The organism is Chitinophaga skermanii (assembly GCF_003259335.1).
In the GTDB taxonomy this organism is placed as follows: domain Bacteria; phylum Bacteroidota; class Bacteroidia; order Chitinophagales; family Chitinophagaceae; genus Chitinophaga; species Chitinophaga skermanii.
In genome coordinates, this window is record NZ_QLLL01000001.1 from 520,086 (window position 1) to 545,100 (window position 25,015).

18 protein-coding genes are annotated in these 25,015 nt (G+C 41.9%); 12 read left to right on the forward strand and 6 right to left on the reverse strand.

The window, feature by feature from the left end; all coding sequences use genetic code 11:
- Window positions 1-51: 51 nt before the first annotated feature.
- Complete coding sequence (locus LX64_RS02170; protein WP_245952516.1) at window positions 52-966, reverse strand: S66 peptidase family protein; 915 nt, start codon at window positions 964-966, stop codon at window positions 52-54.
- A gap of 243 nt (window positions 967-1,209) precedes the next feature.
- Between LX64_RS02170 and metG the strand changes: the two genes are divergently transcribed.
- From metG to lpxB, 7 genes are all read left to right on the forward strand, one after another.
- Complete coding sequence (gene metG / locus LX64_RS02175; protein WP_111595958.1) at window positions 1,210-3,300, forward strand: methionine--tRNA ligase; 2,091 nt, start codon at window positions 1,210-1,212, stop codon at window positions 3,298-3,300.
- A gap of 1,251 nt (window positions 3,301-4,551) precedes the next feature.
- Window positions 4,552-6,951 (forward strand): 3-hydroxyacyl-CoA dehydrogenase/enoyl-CoA hydratase family protein, encoded by a 2,400-nt coding sequence (locus LX64_RS02190; RefSeq protein ID WP_111595961.1) that lies wholly within the window; start codon window positions 4,552-4,554, stop codon window positions 6,949-6,951.
- Between the two features lie 32 nt (window positions 6,952-6,983).
- A complete protein-coding gene (locus LX64_RS02195; RefSeq protein WP_111595962.1) occupies window positions 6,984-7,874 on the forward strand; it encodes an ABC transporter ATP-binding protein in 891 nt (296 codons plus the stop codon).
- Window positions 7,875-7,922: 48 nt separating this feature from the next.
- Window positions 7,923-8,705, forward strand: coding sequence for an ABC transporter permease (locus tag LX64_RS02200; protein ID WP_111595963.1), 783 nt, complete (start codon window positions 7,923-7,925; stop codon window positions 8,703-8,705).
- A 106-nt stretch (window positions 8,706-8,811) separates the two neighbouring features.
- Entirely contained in the window at window positions 8,812-9,588 is a 777-nt protein-coding gene (gene surE / locus LX64_RS02205) for a 5'/3'-nucleotidase SurE (protein ID WP_111596331.1), read from the forward strand.
- A gap of 35 nt (window positions 9,589-9,623) precedes the next feature.
- Complete coding sequence (locus LX64_RS02210; protein ID WP_111595964.1) at window positions 9,624-9,926, forward strand: hypothetical protein; 303 nt, start codon at window positions 9,624-9,626, stop codon at window positions 9,924-9,926.
- A 59-nt stretch (window positions 9,927-9,985) separates the two neighbouring features.
- On the forward strand, window positions 9,986-11,089 hold the full coding sequence (lpxB, locus tag LX64_RS02215) for a lipid-A-disaccharide synthase (RefSeq protein ID WP_111595965.1): 1,104 nt from the start codon (window positions 9,986-9,988) through the stop codon (window positions 11,087-11,089).
- 103 nt (window positions 11,090-11,192) lie between these two features.
- Here the strand turns inward: lpxB and LX64_RS26120 are convergent, their stop codons facing one another.
- Window positions 11,193-11,363, reverse strand: a complete 171-nt coding sequence (locus tag LX64_RS26120) for a DUF6728 family protein (protein ID WP_170132806.1) — start codon at window positions 11,361-11,363, stop codon at window positions 11,193-11,195.
- A 168-nt stretch (window positions 11,364-11,531) separates the two neighbouring features.
- Between LX64_RS26120 and LX64_RS02220 the strand changes: the two genes are divergently transcribed.
- Complete coding sequence (locus tag LX64_RS02220) at window positions 11,532-14,075, forward strand: beta-mannosidase (RefSeq protein WP_245952517.1); 2,544 nt, start codon at window positions 11,532-11,534, stop codon at window positions 14,073-14,075.
- A 35-nt stretch (window positions 14,076-14,110) separates the two neighbouring features.
- Window positions 14,111-15,538 (forward strand): alpha-L-fucosidase, encoded by a 1,428-nt coding sequence (locus tag LX64_RS02225; RefSeq protein WP_111596333.1) that lies wholly within the window; start codon window positions 14,111-14,113, stop codon window positions 15,536-15,538.
- A 616-nt stretch (window positions 15,539-16,154) separates the two neighbouring features.
- Here LX64_RS02225 and LX64_RS02230 read toward each other — a convergent pair.
- From LX64_RS02230 to LX64_RS02245, 4 genes are all read right to left on the reverse strand, one after another.
- Complete coding sequence (locus tag LX64_RS02230; protein ID WP_111595966.1) at window positions 16,155-17,009, reverse strand: hypothetical protein; 855 nt, start codon at window positions 17,007-17,009, stop codon at window positions 16,155-16,157.
- Between the two features lie 39 nt (window positions 17,010-17,048).
- Window positions 17,049-18,128, reverse strand: coding sequence for a LacI family DNA-binding transcriptional regulator (locus LX64_RS02235; RefSeq protein ID WP_111595967.1), 1,080 nt, complete (start codon window positions 18,126-18,128; stop codon window positions 17,049-17,051).
- 106 nt (window positions 18,129-18,234) lie between these two features.
- Window positions 18,235-19,128, reverse strand: a complete 894-nt coding sequence (locus LX64_RS02240; protein WP_111595968.1) for an EamA family transporter — start codon at window positions 19,126-19,128, stop codon at window positions 18,235-18,237.
- A 293-nt stretch (window positions 19,129-19,421) separates the two neighbouring features.
- Entirely contained in the window at window positions 19,422-21,983 is a 2,562-nt protein-coding gene (locus LX64_RS02245; protein WP_111595969.1) for a zinc-dependent metalloprotease, read from the reverse strand.
- An 801-nt stretch (window positions 21,984-22,784) separates the two neighbouring features.
- Between LX64_RS02245 and LX64_RS02250 the strand changes: the two genes are divergently transcribed.
- From LX64_RS02250 to LX64_RS02260, 3 genes are all read left to right on the forward strand, one after another.
- Window positions 22,785-23,642 (forward strand): MotA/TolQ/ExbB proton channel family protein, encoded by an 858-nt coding sequence (locus tag LX64_RS02250; RefSeq protein ID WP_111595970.1) that lies wholly within the window; start codon window positions 22,785-22,787, stop codon window positions 23,640-23,642.
- A 69-nt stretch (window positions 23,643-23,711) separates the two neighbouring features.
- Complete coding sequence (locus tag LX64_RS02255) at window positions 23,712-24,362, forward strand: ExbD/TolR family protein (protein ID WP_111595971.1); 651 nt, start codon at window positions 23,712-23,714, stop codon at window positions 24,360-24,362.
- 46 nt (window positions 24,363-24,408) lie between these two features.
- Window positions 24,409-24,996, forward strand: coding sequence for an ExbD/TolR family protein (locus tag LX64_RS02260; protein WP_111595972.1), 588 nt, complete (start codon window positions 24,409-24,411; stop codon window positions 24,994-24,996).
- Window positions 24,997-25,015: the final 19 nt, after the last annotated feature.

A 25,015-nucleotide genomic window follows, 5' to 3' on the forward strand; every position in this document is an offset into this window, starting at 1 on the left:
AGGCATCTCCGCTTGGGAGATGCCTTTTTTTATTGCATTATAAATAATCATTTACTTTTTCAGTTCCTTCAAGTAGCATTCTTTGTTGCTAACTTTCAGTTCGTGGTGGAAGCCGATCTTTAGCGCGTAATTTTCGTGCTGGTGGCCTACTGGGAAATTGTAACATACAGGGTAATCGTAATCCTTCACGATGTTCTCGATGATTTCGAATTCTGTTTGTCCGAATGGTGTTTCCGTGTCTTTCGCCTCGGTGAATGTACCAATAATGAGGCCTGCTAAGTCTTCGAGATAGCCTGCGCGCTTGAGGTTGTACATGAGTCGGTCTACACTATATCTATATTCCCCGATATCTTCGAGGAATAGGATTTTACCTTTTGTATCGATCTGCGATTCGGAGCCTGATAGGGAAGCGAGCAGGGTTAGATTGCCGCCAACGAGCTGTCCGCGGGCTGTTCCTTTACGATTCAGTTCGTGGGATTCGAATTCGTAGCGGTATCTTTTACCTTCCAAGGCATCGCGGAGGCTTTGTACGTAAGCATCTTCTTCGGTTACCCTTGTAATGCCGCTACACATTAAAGAGTGCAAGCTGGCTACACCTACCTTTTGGTGGAGGTGCGAGTGGAGGGCAGTTACATCGCTATAGCCACAGATCCATTTAGGATGTTTCTTGAATTTATGGAAATTGAGCTGGTCGAGTAGGCAGATCATGCCGTAGCCGCCGCGTCCAAATAGGATAGCTTTAATTTCGGGGTCGTCGAGCATATCTTGGAGTTCTTCCAAGCGGAGTTCGTCGGGGGCGGAAAAATTGTGGAAGCTCGTGCCAACGGTAATACCCAAATGCACGCGAAAGCCCCACGATTCTAATACTTTAGCAGCATATTCGGCTTGGTAAAGTTCCATTTTACTACTGGCGCAAGTAACGCCGATCAAATCGCCTTTTTTAAGATATGGGGGAATTTTCATCATTCTAGTACGCTTTATTTACCTTTGCTGATTAATTGTTTGTTCTGATTTTACCTTGGGCATGGTGGAAAAGTAGGATAGTTTGGTGGTTTAACGTTATGTTTACGCGTATTCACGTAGCCAATTGCGGCAATTCTCCTTATCTTTATCCAATATACTCCAGCGGCTAAATTGATAAAAGGTTTTGGACTTTCCAAAATGCTAACAACGATTAGGGGTTTTTTAACATTACGGATTTTTAACAATATGAAACAATTTAACAGGTATTTAGTTACCGCTGCGCTTCCTTATGCTAATGGACCGGTACATATCGGCCACTTGGCGGGTTGCTATTTGCCGTCTGACATCTACGTTCGATACCTCAGGGCAAAAAAAGCAGATGTAAAATTTATTTGCGGTACCGACGAACATGGCGTTCCTATCACTATTAAGGCCATGAAAGAAGGGGTAACGCCTCAAGATATTGTAGACAAATATTACGCGATCATCCGCGATAGCTTTGCAGCGATGGGTATTTCTTTCGATATTTTCTCCCGTACCTCTCGCCAAATTCACCACGAAACAGCCGCCGCTTTCTTCAAAAAAATGTACGACGATGGTTTGTTCGAAGAAAAAGAAAGCGAACAATATTTTGATGAAATAAAACAAGTGTTTTTAGCCGATCGATATATCATAGGAACTTGCCCTAAATGTGGTAACGACAAAGCCTATGGTGATCAGTGCGAAAAATGTGGTACTTCATTATCGCCCGACGAACTTATCAACCCTCGTTCTGCATTGAGCGACGCGGTGCCGGTGAAGAAGAAAACCAAACACTGGTATATGCCATTGCAAAACTATGAACCGTTCTTGAACGAATGGTTAATAGAAGGACATAAAGAGTGGAAGAACAACGTATACGGCCAATGTAAAAGCTGGTTAGATAGCGGTTTACAAAGTCGTGCTATGACGCGTGATAGCAACTGGGGTATTAAAGTACCCGTTGAAGGCGCAGAAGGCAAAGTATTATACGTATGGTTCGATGCCCCGATCGGTTATATTTCGGCAACAAAAGAATTAACCGAAAACTGGGCAGATTACTGGTCGAAAGACGATACTAAATTGGTACACTTTATCGGTAAAGATAACATCGTGTTCCACTGTATCATTTTCCCTGCCATGTTAAAAGCACATGGAAACTTCGTGTTGCCAGAAAACGTACCGGCTAATGAATTCTTGAACATTGAAGGTGAAAAGATTTCTACTTCACGTAATTGGGCTGTTTGGGTGAATGATTATGTAGCTGATTTCCCTGGACAAGAAGACGTATTGCGTTATGTATTGTGCAGCACAGCACCAGAAACAAAAGACAACGATTTCTCTTGGAAAGATTTCCAACAACGCAATAACTCCGAGTTAACCGATATCTTCAGCAACTTCGTTCACCGTACTATGGTGCTTATGCACAAATTGTGCGGCGGTAAAGTGCCACCAATGCACGCCGATTTGAAAGATGCGAAAGATGATGCAGTATACACAGAATTACAAGATGCTGTGAAGAAAGCTACCGAGTTCTTGGAAAACTACCGTTTCCGTGATGCATTAGCAGAAGTGATGAACGTAGCAAGAATTGGTAACCGTTACTTACAAGACCGTGAACCATGGATCGTAGCAAAACAATTGCCAACGAACCCTGAAGCACAAAAACAAATCGATAACGCGATCCACGTTTGTTTACAAATCGTGGCCAACCTCGCCATCTTATCGAATCCATTCTTGCCTTTCACCGCAGAAAAAATCTGCAAAATGTTGAAAGTAGTAGATCGCATGTTGGAATGGGAAAACGCTGGTAGAATGGACCTCGTAAAAACAGGTTACAGTCTCCGCGAACCTATCATGTTGTTCAAGAAAATCGAGAACGAAGTAGTAGAAGATCAAGTTAAAAAATTACACCAACGATTGAAAGAAGCAGTAGATGCCATGAATGCTACAAATGGAACAGTAGCACCGGCAGTTGAAGAAAAACCGGCAAAAGCGGAAATCCAGTTCGATGATTTCGCTAAAATCGACTTACGTGTTGGTACCATTACGCATGCAGAAAAAATTCCTAAAGCAGATAAATTGTTGAAATTATCTGTTGATATGGGTACTGAACAACGTACCATTTGCTCAGGTATCGCGGAATATTTTGCGCCTGAAGATATCATCGGCAAACAAGTAACCGTTGTGGCAAACTTAGCTCCTCGCAAAATGCGTGGTATCGAGAGCCAGGGTATGATCTTGATGGCTGAGGATAATGGCAAACTAGTATTTGTAAATCCAAATGTAGCCGTAGCACCAGGTAGTGGTGTAAGCTGATTTGGAACGCAAGCATAATATTATAAAAGCGCTGCTATGGGATACCCAGGCAGCGCTTTTTTGTTTGGATACTTTAAGACATTCTCTTAATACTTAACTAAAAAGTTGTATTTTCTTGAAAGGAAAAAGAATAGTTTACCGCAGTTTACTACCTTATTAATTCTATCATTAATACACTTCTTTTACCTAGAAGCTATTGTATCAATAACTTTTTTATTTTATCCTCCATTGGGCTCATTTCTCTTAAGTGTAATTAATAAGAAAATTGTAGCAGTTGTGATGATAGTGTTAATAGTAATTCACTATTTAATATTTAGCTTCAAAAGGAATTGGGGTGATTATATGTTTGAATTTTCCAATGAAAGCAAGAGACAAAAAAATAGAGGGAATGCTTTAGTGCTACTATTTATTTTGGGATCATTATTTCTCTTGATATTTGTTTCATTAATCGTCGCAAACACTGGTGTATTTTATCATTGAGGGGAAAAGTGAGGATTATTCGTGGTATCTATTTTTAACTCATTTCTTATTTTTACATACACCTTAAAATTTGAATACGGAGAACAAGACAGTTTCATGAACGTAGATATGATTAAACCTTACCGATATATTATTTACAAGTTAATGTCGTCTTTGGCGAAGCGAAATTCATCTCCCAAAAGTGGTACGTTAGCGATATTAACATTCGTGCATTTCTTTTATGTGTCGATTCTAATTTTAATAGTAAGTGTATTATTCCCTTCATTTGGTAGCCACATACTTACTTTTAATCGTGTGGGAATGATCCTGTATTTATTGGGATTATTCGCCGTGAATTACTTCGTATTTTATTTCAGAAGAGATTGGGATGCATATATACAGGAGTTTTCTGGCGAAAGTAGGACACAAAAATTATGGGGAAACATTTTTGTAATACTTTATGTATTTGCAGGAATGTTTTTAGCGATAAAATCCTGGGAATGGGTAGCTAGTAATGGCTGGTTTATAGATGTCAAGTAATAAACGAAATGCTATTCATATAATTGCATACAACCTAAGCCCCCGGCATCAACCCCGGGGGCTTTTATATTTATAAAATTTATTATCTACCCTTTCCTCGCAATATCTTGATATTGACCTATTTAATCTTTGTTAAATTCCTCCCAAACCCTCATTCTTCCCCCTTCCCCTTGTTCATTTGTCGAAAAAATCCACTAAATTCATTACTTATTAAATTTTTAAGTATCGCTAACCGAAAAAGCTAGATCAATCATGCAAAGAAGAATCAATAAAGTTGCCGTTTTAGGCTCGGGTGTTATGGGATCAAGAATTGCTTGTCATTTTGCTGGCATCGGGGTGAAAGTGCTTTTGCTTGATATTGCTCCTAAAGAGCTAAACGAGGCAGAACAAAAGAAAGGCCTTTCGCTCGACCATCCCGCTGTGAAGAATAGGATCGTGAATGATGCTTTGCAAGCTGCTTTGAAATCGAACCCATCACCGGTTTATTCCAAAGAGGTAGCGCAACATATTACCACCGGTAACTTCACCGATAACATGAAGGATATCGCCAACGTAGATTGGATCATCGAAGTGGTAGTAGAAAACTTAAATATCAAGAAAGTCGTGTTCGAACAAGTGGAACAATTCCGCAAACCCGGCACGCTCATTACTTCAAATACTTCGGGGATTCCTATTCATCTTATGACCGAAGGCAGGAGCGAAGACTTCCAGGAACATTTCTGTGGAACCCACTTCTTTAACCCGCCAAGGTATTTGCGCTTGTTGGAAATCATCCCAACTCCGCACACCTCCCAAGAGGTCATCGACTTCCTCATGCACTACGGCGATCTTTACCTCGGTAAAACCACCGTATTGTGTAAAGATACCCCCGCCTTTATTGCTAACCGCGTAGGCGTGTTCTCCATTATGGCCATTTTCCACATCATGCAGAAAATGGGCTTAACGGTAGATGAAGTAGATGCATTAACAGGACCGGTAATAGGCCGCCCAAAATCTGCCACATTCCGTACGGCCGACGTAGTAGGTATAGATACCTTGGTGAAAGTAGCCAATGGTGTAGCCGAAAATTGTCCTACCGACGAAGCCCGCGATATCTTCCAAATACCTCCATTCTTGCAAAAGATTGTAGAGAACAATTGGCTCGGGGATAAAACCGGTCAAGGTTTCTACAAGAAAACAAAAGGAGCAGGTGGTAAAGAAATCTTAACCCTGAACTTGGAAACCATGGAATACGGCCCTAAACAAAAGGCGAAATTCCCTGGTATTGAAGCAGCGAAACCCATTGAAGATTTAAAACAACGTATACGCGCATTAGCCGTAGGAACAGATAAATCAGCACAGTTTTATCAACAATTCCATGCACACTTATTCAGCTATATTTCACACCGTATCCCGGAAATCGCGGACGATCTCTACAAAGTAGACGACGCCATGAAAGCAGGTTTCGGTTGGGAAATCGGTGCTTTTGAAACATGGGATCTTTTAGGTGTAAAAGCAAACGTAGACGCCATCAAAGCACAAGGTTTAACGGTAGCAACTTGGGTAGAAGATATGGTAGCAAAAGGCATCACTTCCTTCTATAAAATCGACGGTGGAAAGAAATACTACTACAATCAAAATACAGGCGATTACGCGTTAATACCGGGTGCAGATAGCTTTATCATCCTCGAAAACCGCGCCAGCAATATTGTGTGGAAAAACAGCGTCAGTAACTTGTACGACCTGGGCGACGGTATCGTTTGCTTGGATTGGAAAACAAAGATGAATACCATCGGTGGTGAAGTACTCGACGCAGTGAATAAAGCCGTTGATCGTGCTGAAAAAGACTTCCGCGGTTTAGTGATTGGTAACGATGGCGGTAATTTCTCTGCCGGTGCAAACGTAGGTATGATCTTCATGTTGGCAGCAGAACAAGAATACGATGAACTCGATATGGCTGTTCGCTTGTTCCAACGTAGTACCATGCGTTTACGTTACTCGTCTATTCCTACTGTTGTGGCGCCTCACGGTTTAACGTTAGGTGGCGGTTGTGAAATGTGTTTACATGCCGATAAAGTGCAAGCAGCAGCGGAATCGTACATCGGTTTGGTTGAATTAGGCGTAGGCTTAATCCCAGGCGGCGGCGGTACAAAGGAAATGACGGTACGTGCCAGCGATCAATTCCGCGATGGTCAAATCGAATTACCGCATTTACAAGAAAGATTCTTAGCGATCGGCACAGCAAAAGTGTCAACCTCGGCCGAAGAAGCATATGGCTTAGGTATCTTAGACCGCAATAAAGATAGTATCACAATGAACCAAAGCAGGCTCATTGCCGATGCAAAAGAGAAAGCCATTGAAATGGCTGAAGCCGGCTATACTCGTCCACAAGAAAGAACAGATATTAAGGTATTGGGTCGTGGAGCACTAGGTGCGCTATTGGCTGGTATCAACGGTATGAAATTCGGTAACTACATCTCTGAACACGATGCGAAAATCGCTACGAAGTTAGCGTACGTAATGTGTGGTGGCGATTTAACCGATACGGCCGTAGTTTCTGAACAATATCTCTTGGATTTAGAGCGCGAAGCATTCTTGAGCTTAAGCGGTGAACGCAAAACGTTGGAAAGATTGCAAAGCGTAATAAAAACAGGGAAACCAATTCGGAACTAATTATATTTATATCCTATTAAAACTCTTTTTCTTTGGAAAATAACGTTCTATCCCTTCACCAAATCTCCAAGAAATATGGAGCCGTGCAAGCTTTAGCAGGTGTGTCGTTCGACGTGCCTAGCGGGAGTGTGTTCGGAATTTTAGGTCCTAATGGTAGCGGTAAAACCACGCTCCTCGGGATCATCATGGATGTACTGAAAGCCGACCAAGGTACCTATTCTTGGTTTAACGAACAGCCACATTCCAGCCTGCGGAAACGCATCGGCACCTTGTTAGAAACGCCCAATTTCTACCACTACTATACTGCCGTTCAGAACTTGGAAATCACGGCCGCTATTAAAGGTCATGGTAAACAAGATATCGACGGTGCCTTACAAATGACAGGCCTCTACGAAAGAAGGCACTCGAAGTTCAGCACCTATTCACTCGGTATGAAACAAAGGTTGGCCATTGCCGCAGCTTTGCTGGGCGATCCGCAAATCCTATTGTTCGACGAGCCTACGAATGGTCTTGACCCTGCTGGGATTGCAGAAATCCGGGATTTGATTCGCAAACTGAATCAACTGGGTAAAACAGTAATCATGGCAAGCCACTTGCTCGACGAAGTAGAGAAAGTATGTACCCACGTGGCTATCCTCAAAAAAGGTAACTTATTAACAGCTGGCCTAGTAAATACGGTATTGTCGAATGAAGATATCATAGAAGTAAGTACCGACGATCTTGCAAAACTTGAAAGTGTACTAACCGCTTGGCCGGGCGTGAAATCTGTGCAACGTTTCCACACAATCTTGCAAGTTACATTCGAAGGTGAATTTACAACAGGACAAGTAAACCAATACTGCTTCGAACAAGGCATCGTGTTAAGTCACCTGTCGATTAAGAAGAAGAGCTTGGAAGCGAAGTTCATAGAATTAACTAACTAACAGTCACGCTTACACGTAATTCATTATCAACCTTATTTACAATCTACTATGTTTAATTTATTATATGTAGAATGGCTGAAAGTCAAGAAATATAAAGCCTTCTGGATCATTCTCGGCATTTTCGCTGTTCCATTCCCTATCATCTTCATGGAAATCATGAAAAAGATAGATGAGAAAGCGGGAGTAGTGGGCGTTATGTTCACCGCCTTCCCTTCTATCTGGCAAATGAGTGGTTTCTGGAGTAGTATCAACCTCGTGTTATTAGCGATGTTGGTGATCTTGATGATAACCAATGAAAATACTTACCGTACTATTCGTCAAAATATCATTGATGGTTGGAGTCGCGAACAGTTTTTTACTGCAAAGCTGCTACAAGTTATTATGTTGTCAGTTCTAGCTACAATAGTGGCTACGATTGCTGGGATTATAACAGGTGTTGCACTAGATGATATGCATAACGCTTCAAAGGGATCATATTTTATTTTCTATATCTTTCTACAATCTCTCTGTTATCTGTCAGCGGCATTGTTCATTGGTTTATACGTGAAGCGCGCCGCCTTGGCAATCGCAATTTATTTTATGTACGTGGTGATTGGAGGTGAGTTCTTGCTCCAGTTTGTTATGAACAAGTACTTAGGTGGCTATGTTGGTAACTTCTTGCCTTTACAAGCCAGTGATGAACTAGTTCCGTTTCCAAACATGGATAAATTGTCGAAAGAAGTTACTGGAAAGGCGCCTCTCGATCCTTCAATTTACCTAATTGCCACACTGGTTTATATAGGATTATTCATATTCTTGTCGTACAGGAAGATGAAAAAAGCTGACCTGTAGCGAATTATAACAAAAAAATAACTGGATAATACCCGGCTTTGTTTGCAATTACAATTGGCGGCTTGTTACTTTGGTAGTAAATTTGAACGTAAAAAGAGATTTGAACGTGGCAAAGAAAGAACCTATCATACTCGTAACAAACGACGATGGCATAACAGCGCCGGGTATTCGTGCTTTAATAGAAGCTGTAAAGGGCCTGGGAAAAGTAATTGTTGTAGCACCCGATAGCCCCCAATCAGGCAAAGGTCACGCTATTACCATTGGTGTTCCATTGCGTTTGTACCAAGTAGATATTTTTGAAGGCATTGAAGCATGGCATTGCTCCGGCACCCCGGTAGATTGCTTGAAGCTAGCCCGCGACAAAATCCTACAAGGCGTAAAACCCGATATCTGCGTAAGCGGTATCAACCACGGCGCCAACCACTCCATCAACGTTATTTACTCTGGAACTATGTCTGCCGCCATGGAAGCCGCTATTGAAGGCATTCCTTCGGTTGGATTCTCGTTCCTTGATTATAGTTACGATGCCGATTTCTCTTTATGTAAAGAAGTGGCGCACGATGTAACAAAGAAAATGTTGGAAAGCAACCTGCCAGATGGCACTTTGTTCAACGTAAACATCCCGCAAGTACCGAAAGAACGCTATAAAGGATTGAAGATTTGCCGCCAAGCCAATGCGAAATGGGTAGAGGAATTCGATGAACGCCGCGACCCACATGGTAAAAAGTACTACTGGCTAACAGGCGAATTTAAGAATCGTGATACGGGAACAGATACAGATGTATGGGCATTAGACAATGATTTTGCATCGCTGGTGCCGGTACAGTTCGACTTAACGGATTACAAGATGAAGGACAAATTACAGCAGGACTGGAATTTATAATCAAGCACACTATCACTATTTAATCCTATTTAACTATGTTCAAAAAAGACAATCTCGCACTCGGCATTGTTTTGGGGTTTGTTACACCTTTACTGGCATTCGTGCTGTATTGGTTGTACGCGAGATCATCTAAAGGGTATTCATTTCAAGAAATGATCGAGCTGATTAGCCTGAACCATTTCTTCTTATTGCCGAAGGTGATGAGTATTTGCTTAATCGGGAACGGTATCGTGTTTTATTTATATACACGTCGCCGCTTAGATACTACGGCAAAAGGAATATTCCTAGTTACCATGTTATATGCCATCATCATTTTATTGCTGAAAATAATTAAATAGGGGGCGGAAAACACCGCTCCTTCTTTATATTTGGGCGATTTTATAAACGGAATGCATCAATGAAGTATTACATAATTGCAGGCGAAGCCTCGGGTGATTTACACGGGAGCAACTTGGTGAAGCAAATGAAATTGCAAGACCCGGCTGCGGATATCCGTGCTTGGGGCGGCGATTTAATGGAACAAGCTGGCGCTAAAGTGGTAAAGCATTACCGCGAATTGGCGTTCATGGGCTTCGTGGAAGTGGTCATGAACCTACGCACGATCATGAAAAACCTGGATACTTGTAAGAAAGATATATTGGCATTTAAACCCGATGTATTGGTGTTGATCGATTACCCAGGATTCAATATCCGTATCGCCGAATGGGCTAAGCAACAAGGCTTTAAAACCGTGTATTATATTTCTCCGCAAGTATGGGCATGGAAGGAAGGTCGTGTGAAGAAGATCAAGGAATGTGTAGATGAAATGTTGTGCATTCTACCATTCGAACAAGCCTTTTATAAGAAATGGAATTTTGATGTGCAGTACGTTGGTCACCCACTTATCGAAGTGGTACAAGAAGCGAAAGCCAATAACCACGTGCCACCATTCTCCGATAAACCCATCATCGCGTTATTGCCCGGAAGCCGCAAGCAAGAAGTAACCAAGAAGTTACCTATCATGCTTACCATGGCGCGTTATTTCCCGGAATATCAATTCATCGTAGCACAAGCACCTAGCTTGGATGATAGCTTTTTACAACAGTTTACGAATGCTTACCCGAACGTAAGTACTGTAAAGAATCAAACGTATGCGCTGTTGCTACAATCCCGTGCAGCATTGGTAACAAGTGGTACCGCCACCTTGGAAACCGCGTTATTCGGTGTGCCGGAAGTAGTATGCTACAAAGGCAGCCCTATTTCCTACATGCTCGCGAAAAACTTCATCAAGGTGAAATACATTTCCCTCGTAAACCTCATTATGGATAAACTGGTAGTAACAGAGCTTATCCAGCACGATTTAACGGAGGAAAAACTCTTAAAAGAACTCACTTTGTTGCTGAAAGATGAAGCCAAGCAGCAACAATTGAAAGCCGATTATGCACAATTATGGACTTTATTAGGCGAAGGTGGAGCATCTGCCAAAGCCGCGAAGGCCGTTGTGGATATGGCACGCAAATAAATGTTAACCCAGCGATCGAATGTATGCGGCGCTGGGTTTTTTCTTGCCTGTAAACGAGCGGTTGTATTTCTTATCCCCTTTGGTTGTGTCACACACTTCAACCTTACCGCTTTATCAAGCGAATAATCATCACAATAATCGCAAATAAAAACACGATAATAGATATCCTATTCATGCCATGCATTAAGCGAGTATTGCGATTAATAGGCTCGTTTGGATCGCGCTTTTTGATATAGAGATATTCCGCGATTTGTTGCCACATACTTTTCTTCATAATTGGATTGTTTCTAGGCTTACGAAGTTCGTGAAAATTCTTCACAAGCCTATGCCGATAGTATTTTTCCGGTACTTTGCTAAAAATCTATTATACATGGGTAGATTTGCATCATCCAGGCTGCTTGCCATCCAAAATTAATTTCCCATTTTTATACAAAGTTTATACATGAAGGTAGTGAAAGGCTGTATGCTGGCAATTCTCGTGCTTTTTGCACATTGCTTGCATGCCCAAAAAACAATGATCCCCCTCGATAAAGGCTGGGAATTTAAACGTGCCGATGATCAAAAATGGTATCCCGCTACTGTGCCCGGTACCGTGCATACCGACCTCCTAGCACAAAAACTTATTCCCGAACCATTCTTCGGTACAAACGAAAAATCACTACAATGGATCGAAAACCTCGATTGGGAATACCGTACTAACATCGAAATACCGGCCAAACTACTAGAAGAAGATGTCGTAAATCTCTATTTCGGTGGTTTAGATACCTATGCCGATGTATATGTAAATGGTGAAAAAGTATTAGTGTCCGACAATATGTTCATAGCACAAACAGTGAATGTAAAAGGTCGTTTAAAAACCGGTACTAATATTATCCGCGTATTCTTCCATAGCCCCATTAGGCACGATATGCCAAAGTTTGTGCGCGATGGATTCCTTTATCCCGCAGGAAACGATCAAGCCCAAATCCCACTTAGCATTTATGCCCGTAAAGCACCTTACCATTACGGTTGGGACTGGGGCCCACGTTTCGTAACTGCCGGCATATGGTTACCTGTATCTATTGAAGCATACAGTATTGCACATATCAATGATTGCTATGTCAAACAAAATGCACTCAATACAAAAGAGGCTAAAATGCAAGCCCAACTCGAGGTAGATTTTACAAAAAATGGTCAATATACAGTAGAAGTAAGCAGTACAAATAATAGCTTCCCTACACAGAAAACAACCATCAACGCGCAAGCCGGTAAACAATCTATTGAAGTGCCGTTCACCATCAATAAGCCGAAACGTTGGTGGCCGAATGGTTTAGGTGAGCAATACCTCTACCCTGTTCAAGTAAAAATCATTCACAACAAACAAGTGGTGGATGTTGCTACAAAGAAAGTAGGGCTTCGTACCATCGAAGTGGTAAATAAACCCGATAGCATAGGTGTTAGCTTTTACGTGAAAGTGAATGATGTGCCGGTATTCATGAAAGGAACCAACTACATTCCGCAAGACAACTTCTTACCCCGCGTAACCAACGAGAAATATGAATACCTCTTCAACACAATGCAACAATCCCATTTTAACATGGTACGCATTTGGGGCGGCGGTATTTACGAGAAAGATATTTTCTATGAATTAGCAGATGAGAAAGGTATACTTGTTTGGCAAGATTTTATGTTCGCTTGTACATTGTATCCTAGCGATCCCGCATTTTTACAATCGGTACAAAAAGAAGCTGAATACAATATCCGCCGCTTACGCCAGCATGCATCGTTAGCTTTATGGTGTGGCAATAACGAAATTGGTGTGGCCATAAAAAACTGGGGCTGGAAAGGTCAATATGCTTACACAGACGCACAATGGAATCAACTATTGAAAGGCTACGATACCCTCTTCAATCATTTATTACCGCATGCTGTAAAGGAAAATGATAACCGCTTTTATTTCGCTTCCTCGCCCATTAGTAATTGGGGGAAAGATGAGGATTTCAAAATCGCGGATAATCACTACTGGGGCGTTTGGCACGGTATGGAATGGTTTGAAGCATTAGAACAGAAGATCCCTCGTTTTATGAGTGAATATGGTTTCCAATCGTTCCCAGATTTACATACCGTGTTGAAATTCGCTACACCGGCAGATTTTGATTTGAATAGCACGGTAATGCAATCCCATCAACGAAGCGTGGCCCGCGGAAATGCAGCGATTAATACCTATCTCTTGCACTACTATCATAAACCCAAAAACTTCCAACAGTTCCTCTACGTGAACCACGTATTACAAGCTGAAGGCATGAAAATAGGTATGGAAGCACATCGTAGAGCTATGCCGTTCTGTATGGGCACGCTGTATTGGCAATTAAACGATTGCTGGCCGGTAGCTTCTTGGTCGGGTATGGATTATTACGGTCGTTGGAAAGCTATGCAATACTTTACACAAAAAGCCTACGCACCACTCCTCGTAAGTAATACTGTGAAAGATGGTCAACTGCAAACGTACATTGTAAACGATGCCTTAACACCGAAACAACTTACTTTGATAACAGAAGTATATAGCTTAAAAGGAAATGGTATATTGAAAGAAGAGAAGAAGATAACAGTACAACCCAATAGCAGCCAGTTGGTACAATCTATTCCAACCAGTAGCATTGCAACACCTAACGATGCTGTTATTTCCACTTACCTATTAGATGCTAACGGCAAAGGTGTTGCCAACAACGTATACTACCTCGTGCCACCTAAAGAGTTACAGCTAACCAAACCGAACATTACATTCAACGTAGAAGAAGATAATACAGGCAAATACATAACACTTAGAACCGATGTGCTAGCGAAGAATATCTACCTCTTCCTAGCAAAAGACGACGCTTCGCATTTTGAAGATAACTACTTCGATTTGTTACCTAAGAACCGTGTGCGTTTGCGCGTGAATACAACATTAAGCGTGGCTGAAATACAGCAACAATTACAAATCAGTAGTTTAATCGACAGTTATTAACAGTGAACAATAGCAAGAAAAACAGCAACATCAATATGAAGAAAATTCTAGTAGCACTTGGGTGCGCTATGCTAACGGCAGGCCCTTTGGTGGCCCAGAAAGCCGGTCCGTATATACCCGAAACAGATACGGCCGTATTGCATAAGTTGGAAGATTGGCAAGATTGGAAGTTTGGATTGATCATGCACTGGGGACCATATTCTCAATGGGGCGTGGTGGAATCTTGGAGTTTATGCCCAGAAGATGAAGGCTTTACACAGCGGAAACCTTATGGCATCCCTTATTACGAATACGTTCAAAAATATGAAGGTCTCGCAAAAACCTTCAATCCAACCAAGTTTAATCCACAACGTTGGGCGAAAGCAACCAAAGATGCCGGCATGAAATACATGGTGTTCACCACGAAGCACCACGATGGTTTCTGTATGTTCGATACAAAGCAAACCGATTACCGTATTACATCCCCTAACGTAGCTTTCAGCAAAAATCCCAAGGCAGATGTTACCAAGGAAATTTTCGCAGCTTTCCGTAACGAAGGTATCCACATCGGTGCTTATTTCTCTAAACCCGATTGGAATACAGAAAACTACTGGTGGCCATATTTTCCACCGAAAGATAGAAACGTCAACTACGACTTGAAACAATATCCAGAACGTTGGAATAAGTTCAAGCAATTCACTTATAACCAAATCGAGGAGTTAATGACCGGCTACGGTAAAGTGGAAATCTTGTGGTTAGATGGCGGTTGGGTTCGCCCGTTGAATATGCATAACGACGAATCGTTATCATGGAACAAAACCCCAGCACAAGACCAAGACATCGACATGGGTGGTATCACGAAAATGGCCCGCTCTCACCAGCCGGGTTTGATCGTGGTTGATCGTAGTGTACATGGCCCATACGAAAACTACCGTACACCAGAGCAACAGATTCCTAATGAACCATTATCTTATCCTTGGGAAACCTGCATGACTTTAGCAAATTCTTGGTCATACGTACCCGGTGACACTTATAAACCAGTAAACACCATCATCCACAACTTGGTAGACATCGTAGCGAAAGGCGGTAACTACTTGGTGAACATCGGCCCTGGCCCAGATGGCGAATGGCATGATGCAGCTTATACCACCATGGAAGGCATTGGCGCATGGATGAAATTAAACGGTAACGCGATCTACGGAACCCGTGCTATTGCCCCCTATAAAGATGGAAAAGTATGCTTCACCCAGCATAAACAAACCAACGAAGTAAATGCTATTTACTTATTGGATGAAAACGAGCAACTACCAGCTACCATCACTTTCAAAGGCATAACACCTGCAAAAGGTGCTACGATGAAAGTAGTAGGCACAAACACAACCGTAAAGTGGAAATCAACAGCTAATGGCGTTGAAATTACAGTACCTGCCAGTCTTCAATCAAAAGGCTTCAAGCACGCGGTTGCGTTTAGCTTTAAGCACTAATTAAATGTCATCATACAAAAGCCGGTGTATCACATGGCTGATGCACCCGCTTTTTTTATATTTGTATAGCAGTTTTGTGTTGCAAAACGCCTTTAAAGGTGTAAATGCGTAAAATGCGTTTCGTATATCTACCGTAATGGGGCGTTTGCGAGGCCGTACGGATGTCGTAATGATTCCTATACGGTATTAATGCGTACATGAGTTGAATAATAATACCTCTTATGGGCTAATAGCGTACAACTCTATCCCCAATAGTCATCTTCCAAGGCATTTTAAGGTACTTTTCGTGTAGTTTTAGGTACCCTCCATGTAGTTTCTCTGTAGTTTCCATGTAACCGCCATGTAATTTACCGGTATTTCCATGTAGTTTCATATATAGTTCATCGTATAGAGATCGATAGTTCATCGACTTTACCCTTATTGTTACCTTGGTATTCCTTTGGTTATTGCTTATGTACAGTTACTTAGAGACATACTGCTGCTTCAATTAGTGTTTAAGAATGGCTAGCAAGCATAAAAAAAGGAAGTCAACGTTGTAAGACGTTGACTTCCTTTTTTGTATAATGATGTGCTGAAGCGCTATCGTAATAGCTTATTGGCCAATTACATCAAGCTTTTAATCCCTGTACCTTTTAGCGCGTGCGCTTTTCGAGTAGGTTTGATTATACCATTTAGCAATGTTGAAAGCAATACCCATATCGCCCGTGAAGAAACGGTAGTAACGGTGGCTACTTTCTGCATAGTAAGCACCTGAATCGTCAACAGGTAAAGTGAACATGTATTGCATTTGGAATTTCACGAGCTTTTTACCGGCACGGAACGTAAATGTTGGTTGGAACATAGGAATCGAGCGACTCACCGAACGGTTGAAATCCTTTAAGTCGTATTCGTTCTCATAAAAAGCAGCTCTACCTGCTTTAGCACCATAGAAGTTCACCACTTGAAAACGTGGACTGAACGCGATTTCTACTGCACGGTGTACAAACCCGATGGATGGTTGAATGAATACTTTTGAATATTTAGTTTCAAGCAGGTAATCCTTTTTAACGGTATTATCTTGTGGACTTTCGTAGAATGTTTTTTCATATGTTTTACCATACCCTGTACCAACACCGGCATACACGTCGAACACCATCAGTTTTTTGTGGCCGAATGCAGTGAAATACCCAATAGCGCCTTCAAAACCATGACCGCGGGAGTCGTAATCTTTCAAGTACACATCATCGTAATAATCTTTACGATCGCCACTACGGAAGCCCCATAAGTATTGCGCATTCGCAGAAACAGCAATGTGATCGGTGATGGCATACGCAGCAGCTGCGTTACGGGTGGAAACGCTTCCTTTGAATTCGTTTTTCTCTTTTAGCAAAGGAACATTCGGTGTATTAGCTACAAACACGTGAGTAGGCGAACTACAAGCAGCCAAGCCAGCGGCAAGCGTCGCAAGTAAGCATAGGTTTCGTAAATTCATAATAGTCGCAGGTTATTTGGGGCAAAAAATACAATTTTTTTATTGGTTTCCTATGGTCGATTCCCGCAAGATAAGTTCTACATCGAACACATATTGTTGATTTAAAGCGATTTGCTCTGTTTTATTTATGATGGACACCAGTGTAGAAGCAGCTTTTTCTCCCATTCTATACCCCGATTGCTCGATAGTAGTAAGTGAAGGCGAGATAATTCGCGACGATAAATCGTTCGAATATCCAACTACCTTAATTTTTCCCGGCACATCTATTTTGTGCTTCCGCGCTTCTTGGATAAAGGCTACCGCGGAAGAGTCGTTGGCAGCAAATAGGCCGTCGATTTTAATCTTTTCTGAAAAGATCTTTTTCGCAGCTTCGGCACCTGCATCGAGGGTAAGATTATGTACAAAAAGAAGGTCCTGGTTGAAAGGGATTTTATATTTCTCCAAGGCGGCTTTATAGCCGGCAAGGCGTTTTTCGTATAAGTTACAAGTGAGCGCACCGGCGAAATGAGCAATGTTTTTACAACCTTGCAAAATGAGGTGTTCCGTAGCGAGGAAGCCTCCTTTGAAATCGTCGCCCGTAACGGCAAATCCATCGAACCCGCTAGGAACACGGTCGAAGAAAACGAGTGGAATGTTGTTTTTGATGAATGGGTTGAAGTGTTCGTAGCTCGTGGTAAACATAGAGGAGGCTGCTAATAAGCCATCTACCCTTAAAGAATAGAGGGTTTGTACTACCTCTTTCTCCATCGCTACCGATTCGCCACTTTGTGCAATTACCACGCTAAAGCCATGTTTGTGTGCTTCATGTTGAATACCGCTGATGGCGTTAGACTGGAAGTACATGGAAGTACGGGGCACAATTAACCCAATAATGTTAGAGCGTTTTTTACGCAAGCTGGAAGCGATCCAGTTAGGCACGTACCCTAGTTCATCGGCCGTTTGCTGCACAAGCTCGCGGGTTTCTTTGTTAATCAAAGAATTGTTCTGTAAGGCCCGTGATACGGTAGAGGCGGATATCTTCAAACGATTGGCAATGTCGTAAATAGTGACTTTCCCTACATCATCCTTATTAGCGTTCGCCTTCTTGGTTGCTGGCTGTTTACCTGGTTGCTGTTTCACTTGCGCAATTATTGCTTTAGGGTAGCGATATTACGTAAATAAAATGAGAACCATGGAATACTACTTGTAATGTAGTGCAGTAAAGGGTTGTAGCAATGTGTAGGGTTTACACAGTAGGGCTTTTTATGCCTGCTTTTTTGGGGTAATTCGACCAAGTTATAGCCCCCAAAATGAGTACAATCCCAGCTATTTGCATCCAACCTACTTGTTCACGTAGCACAATCGCCGCAGATACCACCGCTACAGGTAGCTCCGCCGCGCTAATAATTCCCCCCAAGGAAAGTCCTACTTGCGGCATTCCTTTCGCATAGAGAAATGGAGGTAACACCGTTCCAAACAAAGCCAAAGGCAGTCCCCATAACAATAAAGTACTGTCGAATAATCGACCATTAAACAGGTATGTAGGCGGTAAAATAAGGCTCACTATCAAGAAAGCGCCCGTTACCATCCAAGCACTTTTCAGTACTGGAGGTGTATTACTACGGGTAGAACTGTTGGCAGTCATGAAAACTGTGTAAAAAGCAGCTGCTAGTAACCCAAAACCGATACCTGCAACAGGTAGGTGACTGTTTACGCCGTTCAACATACCGCTGGCTAATATGGTGCCGCATAAGATCAATCCCACGCAAATAAGTTGTTGCACGGTAGGGCGTTTTTTATGGAGAATGGCATCTACCAGCATATTCATCCAAGTGAATTGCATGAGAAGTAAAATAGCTACGCTGGCTGGGATATACTGTACGCTTTGATAGTAAGTAATGCTAACAATCCCCGACGAAGTACCCAGTGCTAATAATTTTAAGCCATTTCGCCACTGTATAGGCGTTTTTTTATCGCGGGTAAGTAAATAGATCGCCCAGAGGAATATCATGCCTAAACCGGCCTGTATGCCGCATAATTCGGTAAGCGTATAGCCGAGCTTATAAGCAGATTTTACGATGGTAGAGAGAATCCCGAAACTACATGCGCCGGCAAATACCAGCAAAGCGCCTTTCCACATGGTTTTCCAAATTTAAACGGTAAAACTACGCCTAAATGTCAACATGCAGAAATCGATACAATCGATCAACGTATAGGCTTTAACGTTATACACATTATTTCGGTACGCATGTTCAATGCGTACCGGCCCCTTAATTTTGTGGTAAGATACTTATTTAAGTATAGGGATAAATAGCCGAACCGCTCATTCATGGGCGGTTTTTACTCAGCTTACTTATTGTTTAATTCAATGCATAAAAAAGCCCCGGACAACAATGCGTCCAGGGCTTTTTTATTATCGTTGTGCGATGTTGCTTATTTAGGATCTAAACCTTTCGTTAAACGATCAGCTAAATCTTGTAAGTGGTAACGACTCATTGCATCGCCAGCACCTGCAGCCGCAGCGCGGATTTCATTTCTCAATTGTGTAGCATGTGCACGACCGATCGACATTACATCGTTTGTTGTGCTAGCACCGCCACCCATCATCATTGGTGATTGTTGGTTGGCACTTGGTTCTTTTACCAAGTCGAGCAATGCACTCACATACAATTTCTGTAAGTTCCTGCGGTAGATATCGATTGGCGCATGTGTAGCTAATTCTTTCCAAATACCACCTTTCAAATCGGTTAAGTATTCTGTTACTGGGTAAGCATCTTTACCGTAGTTCGCTTCAGCATTCACCAATTTCAAAATCGTTCTTGCACTTAACAACCTGTTGATAGTTGGTGTTTGAACTTTCGTGATTACATCTGCAGCATTACCACCAGTTTTAGCGATAATGTCGGTGTTGATCAACCATTTTGGTGTAGTGAAAAGTTGTGCTTGTAAGAAGGCTACCGCTTCTTTTTGTGTTGCTTTTGGAACAACTTCATAAATAGCACCGCTTTGTTCTACTGTTTTAGGAGTTTCGTAAATACCGGCTACGTTTTTAGCAACGTGACCCATATAACGGTTGAATTGACCAGAGATTTCACCGTACAATTCGCCTAAAGTAGCATAACCTTCGTTTTCTACACGTGTCCAAGCCGCTAAGTTCGGCATGATACGTTGTAAGTTTTTGATACCATAAGCACCGGCTTTCATAGCATTGTCGCCCAAATCTTCGTTTTGTGAACGTGGATCATCTGGGTTAGACTCGGTACCGAACCAGTATTTTTTATCTTGTAAACGGTTGATCACCCATTTGTTCAAAATTGGTGTTTCAGCTTCTGGAGATTTTGCTTCAGGAATAGCTTTGTAACCCCATTCGATCGCCCATTTATCGTAGTAGTTGATACGTGGGTACAAATCAGCACCAGAAATACCATCGCCAGGTTGTGCTACGTAGTTGAAACGAGCATAGTCCATGATAGAAGCAGCGTGGCCATTCTTTTTCACCCATTCTTTATCACGTAATTTTTCAACCGGGTAAGTAGAACTAGAACCGAAGTTGTGACGTAAACCGAGGGTATGACCAACTTCGTGAGAAGATACGAAACGGATCAAATCGCCCATTAATTCGTCGCTGAATTCCATTTTACGAGCGCGCTCGTCGTTTGGAGAAGCTTGCACGAAGTACCAGTTACGTAATAAGTGCATTACGTTGTGGTACCAGTTGATGTGTGATTCCAAGATTTCACCAGAGCGAGGATCGTGAACGTGAGGGCCGCTGGCGTTAGGAATAGAAGATGGTTTGTAAACGATTGCAGAGAAACGGGCGTCTTCTAAGCTCCAAGTAGAATCTTCTTGAGGCGTAGGGGCCATTTTCGCGTAGATAGCGTTTTTGAAACCAGCTTGTTCGAAAGCAGATTGCCAATCGTTTACACCTTGGATCAAGTATTTTCTCCATTTAACCGGCGTAGCAGGGTCGATGTAGAATACGATTGGTTTTTTAGGTTCAACCAATTCACCGCGTTTGAATTTCTCCATGTCTTCCTCTTTTGGTTCTAATCTCCAACGAGTAATCATGATCAATTTCTTAACACCTTGTGGATCGGCATCGAAATCTGTAACACCAGTAGCGAAGAAGCCAACGCGTGGGTCGAAGTATCTCGGCTGCATTGGTTTTTCTGGCAACAAGATGATAGAAGTGTTTAACTCTACAGTGGCGTTTACCGGCGGCGCAGGAGGCATACCAGGGAATGGTGAGCTACCTTGCTTAGCGTATGTTTTTACGGTTTTAATTTCCGTGTTAGATGGGTAAGATTTTACATCTAGGATGTAAGATTTATCCGGTTGCATTTGTGTCAACTTCAACGAAGTTTTCATTCTACCATCGAAGAAGAAGATATCGTTGTCGCCAGCAATATAATCCGTGATATCGATAATAGCACCATCGTTGTTTCTAGACCAGCCTTTCACGTCGAACGCAGCAACAATAGGTTGTACGTTAGAGTTCATCACGGAAGTGTACATAGGTTGGGTAGAATCTTTCGATACATCGCCTACAGAGATATTTCTCATGAACACTTTGTTACCAGGGCCTTTTTCGAAGCGCACCATGTTCTCGTTGATTTGGTCGCCTGCGAAACCGCTCATACCGGCTCTGAGGTCGGCAGCAGATTTAGAAAGGCGGCTAACGATCAAGAAATCGCGGCCGAGGAGAGCGTCTGGGATCTCCATGAAGTAGCGGTCATCTTGTTTATAGATATTTACCAGGCCTGAGTCGGCTTTGGCACGTGGCGAGATGAGGTCGCTGAATTTTTTGGCGGCAGGTTTAGCCTGTGCACCGGGGCCACCTTGTGGGCCAGCGGGGCGAGTAGAATCTTTAGCAGGTGCGGTTGACGGCACAGGTTGCTTTCCTTTTTCTTTTTTATCTTGGCTGAAAGCTGGGGTAGCGGATACGATAGTACCGGCCGCCAGTGCAGCAAGCATAAATTTGCTCTTTGGATGCATGTTGTAAATTGGTTAATGATTGATTTTCCCAATAGCCTTCGAGGGGCTATAAATAAATAGCGGTGCAAATAAATGGATTATAAAAGGGAACGGCAAGTAAAATCCATAAGCGTAAGAAATGGGGCTAAAAGTGGGTTAAAAAGTGGATAAATAGGTGGAATTTCATATGGAAAAATTAATTATTTGAATCATATAGGGAAGGTAGGGTAATGCGTTTGGAGGGTATGAAATGGGGGATGGGTGAAAGGTGGGTATAATGGAAGAACCTGTAGCTGTACTGCATTTGTACGTTAGAACACGTAATGGAATAAGTGTAAAAAAGGCACCGAAGGGTTTTAATTAGCTGGATAGGTAGGCTGGTAGGGGATATAAAACGAATCGTCCATTTTAAAAAATTCTCTTGGGACATTTGAAAATTTTCTTAAATTGTGCGTCCAACTTTGAAAAATTATTAAATTGGGGTTATCAAAAAGGTAACGCCACGGGGACAGAAAAAAAATACTGGATTTTATTTAGTTATAAGTGTTTGCTCAAATCAAGTGAGGTAGGAATAAAAAGCGTGCTGGTAGCGGCTTTTTGAACTGTGAGTTAAATTTTGGGAGATTTTTTGGGCTGCACTTGTTTTTTTGAGGTAACCGTATAACTTTGCGAATCGCTGATTATTAACATTATATTTAATAGTTATAGCTGCAGTAGTAGCAAGAAATCTAAGTAGGATTTTTGAATATTGTGAATTGCTTATAATTACTTTATTACTAACAAAACAAACAGTTTAATTTTTAACACTAAAATTCAATCAACATGGCTGAGACTAAAACAACTGTGACTGCAGCTACTGCTAAGACGGCTTCTTCTCATCAAGGTAAAAAGTCATCTAACCTGTTTGCTGTATTGGCTGTACCCGTTTGTATCATTATCGGTATTTGCTTCTACGCATTCGTATTGGGTAACCCAGCGAACTTCCAAGGTGGTACTACAGCAGGACACCCAGTTGAAGAGGGTATCGGAAAATGGTTTGGTACAGTTTACAAAGGTGGTGTGATCGTACCTATTCTTATCTCTACATTATTGGTTTGCCTTTTATTCGTAATTGAAAGATTCTTGTATCTTTCTAAAGCTAAAGGTAAATTCAGCGGTGCTGAGTTGGTAAGAAAAGTACAATACCATTTAGCTAACAAAAACGTTGACGCTGCATTAGCAGAATGCGACAAACAAAAAGGTTCTGTAGGTAACGTTTTGAAAGCTGGTTTGAAAAAGTACAAAGAAATGATCTCTAACACTGAGTTGGATACAGATCAAAAATTATTGACAATCAAGAATGAAATCGAGGAAACAACTTCTTTGGAATTACCAATGATGGAGAAAAACTTGGTATTCTTGTCTACAATCGCTTCAGTAGCTACATTGTTAGGTCTTTTCGGTACAGTATTGGGTATGATCAAGGCGTTCACCGCGATGTCATCTTCAGGTGCTCCAGATTCTTCTGCATTGGCATTAGGTATCTCTGAAGCCTTGATTAACACTGCATTGGGTATCGGTACTTCAGCTATCGCGATCATTGCTTACAACTTCTTTACTACAAATATCGACAGCATCACTTACTCTATCGATGAGTCTGGCTTTACTTTAACGCAAAGCTTCGCAGCTAACCACAAATAATTTTGGTTATTTTTTGTGGAAAATAGTTGATTAGACATCTTTATTAGAGAAAATTAAAAAAGGAGTGATATGCCAAAAGTAAAAATGCCAAGAAAAAGCACCCTCATCGACATGACAGCGATGTGTGACGTGGCTTTCTTGCTCTTGACCTTTTTCATGCTGGCAACCAAGTTTAAACCGGACGAACCGGTAACTGTGGTTACTCCGTCTTCAATTAACACACAATTATTGCCTGATTCTGATGTGATCTTGATTACAGTTGATGATAAGGGTAGAGTGTTTTTCAGCATGGACGGTCAGCCTAAAAGGAAAGAGTTAATTACCAACTTGAACACAAATTTCAACTTGGGATTAAGTGATAGGGAGATTGCCAATTTTGCGATTGGATCTAGTATCGGTACAGATTTCAAGAATTTGAAAGCTGTGTTGGATATGAAACCAGACGAGCGTAAGAAATCGCCGCTTGAGTCAGGTATCCCAACCGATTCTGCCAATAACGAATTAGGCACTTGGATTGAGTATGCGAGAGCAGCTCAAGGTAACTCTAAGTTGTTGAAATACTGCATCAAAGCAGACAACGCAACTCCTTATCCAAAAATCGAAGCAGTATTGGAAACTTTCAAAAAGAAAGGTATCCAAAAATTGAACTTGGTAACTGATTTGGAAGCAATTCCTCCAGGTACTGCGGCAGCTGCTTTACAAGACGAGAAAAAACACTAATTCGCCGAAAGCGTTTAGTGAGTGTAAACTAAAAAAAGCTTGCATCATGGCTGAAATGGATACCAGCAGTAGTGGCGGTGGCAAGAAGCACGGTGGTACGAAATCGAAGAAACAATCGACCCGTGTGGATATGACACCAATGGTGGACTTAGGTTTTCTCTTGATTACCTTCTTCATGTTGACCACTACTATGTCTAAGCCTAAGACGATGGATCTCATCATGCCTAAGGATACTGAGAACCAGGCGGAACAAACGAAAGTTAAAGAAAGTACTGCCTTAACAATACTCTTAGGAAAAGATCATCGTGTATATTATTACGAAGGTTTGGCGCAAGATCCGAATGCTTCTGCTGATCCTAATTTCTTCAAAGCTACTTCCTTTGCTAACAAAGGTGGTATCCGCGACGTAATTATCGAGAAGAGAGACAAGGTAGCGACAATGCGTAATGCTAAAGGCGAACCAGAAGATGTAGTAATCATCATCAAATCGAACGATGACGCTACTTACAAAGACTTCGTAGATATCTTGGATGAGATGGCTATCAACCGTATTCAACGCTATGCAACTGTAGATATTTCTGATCAAGATAAACAATGGATCAAATCTACTGAAGCAGCAAACGGCGTTCAATAATAGATTAACATCAATTGCA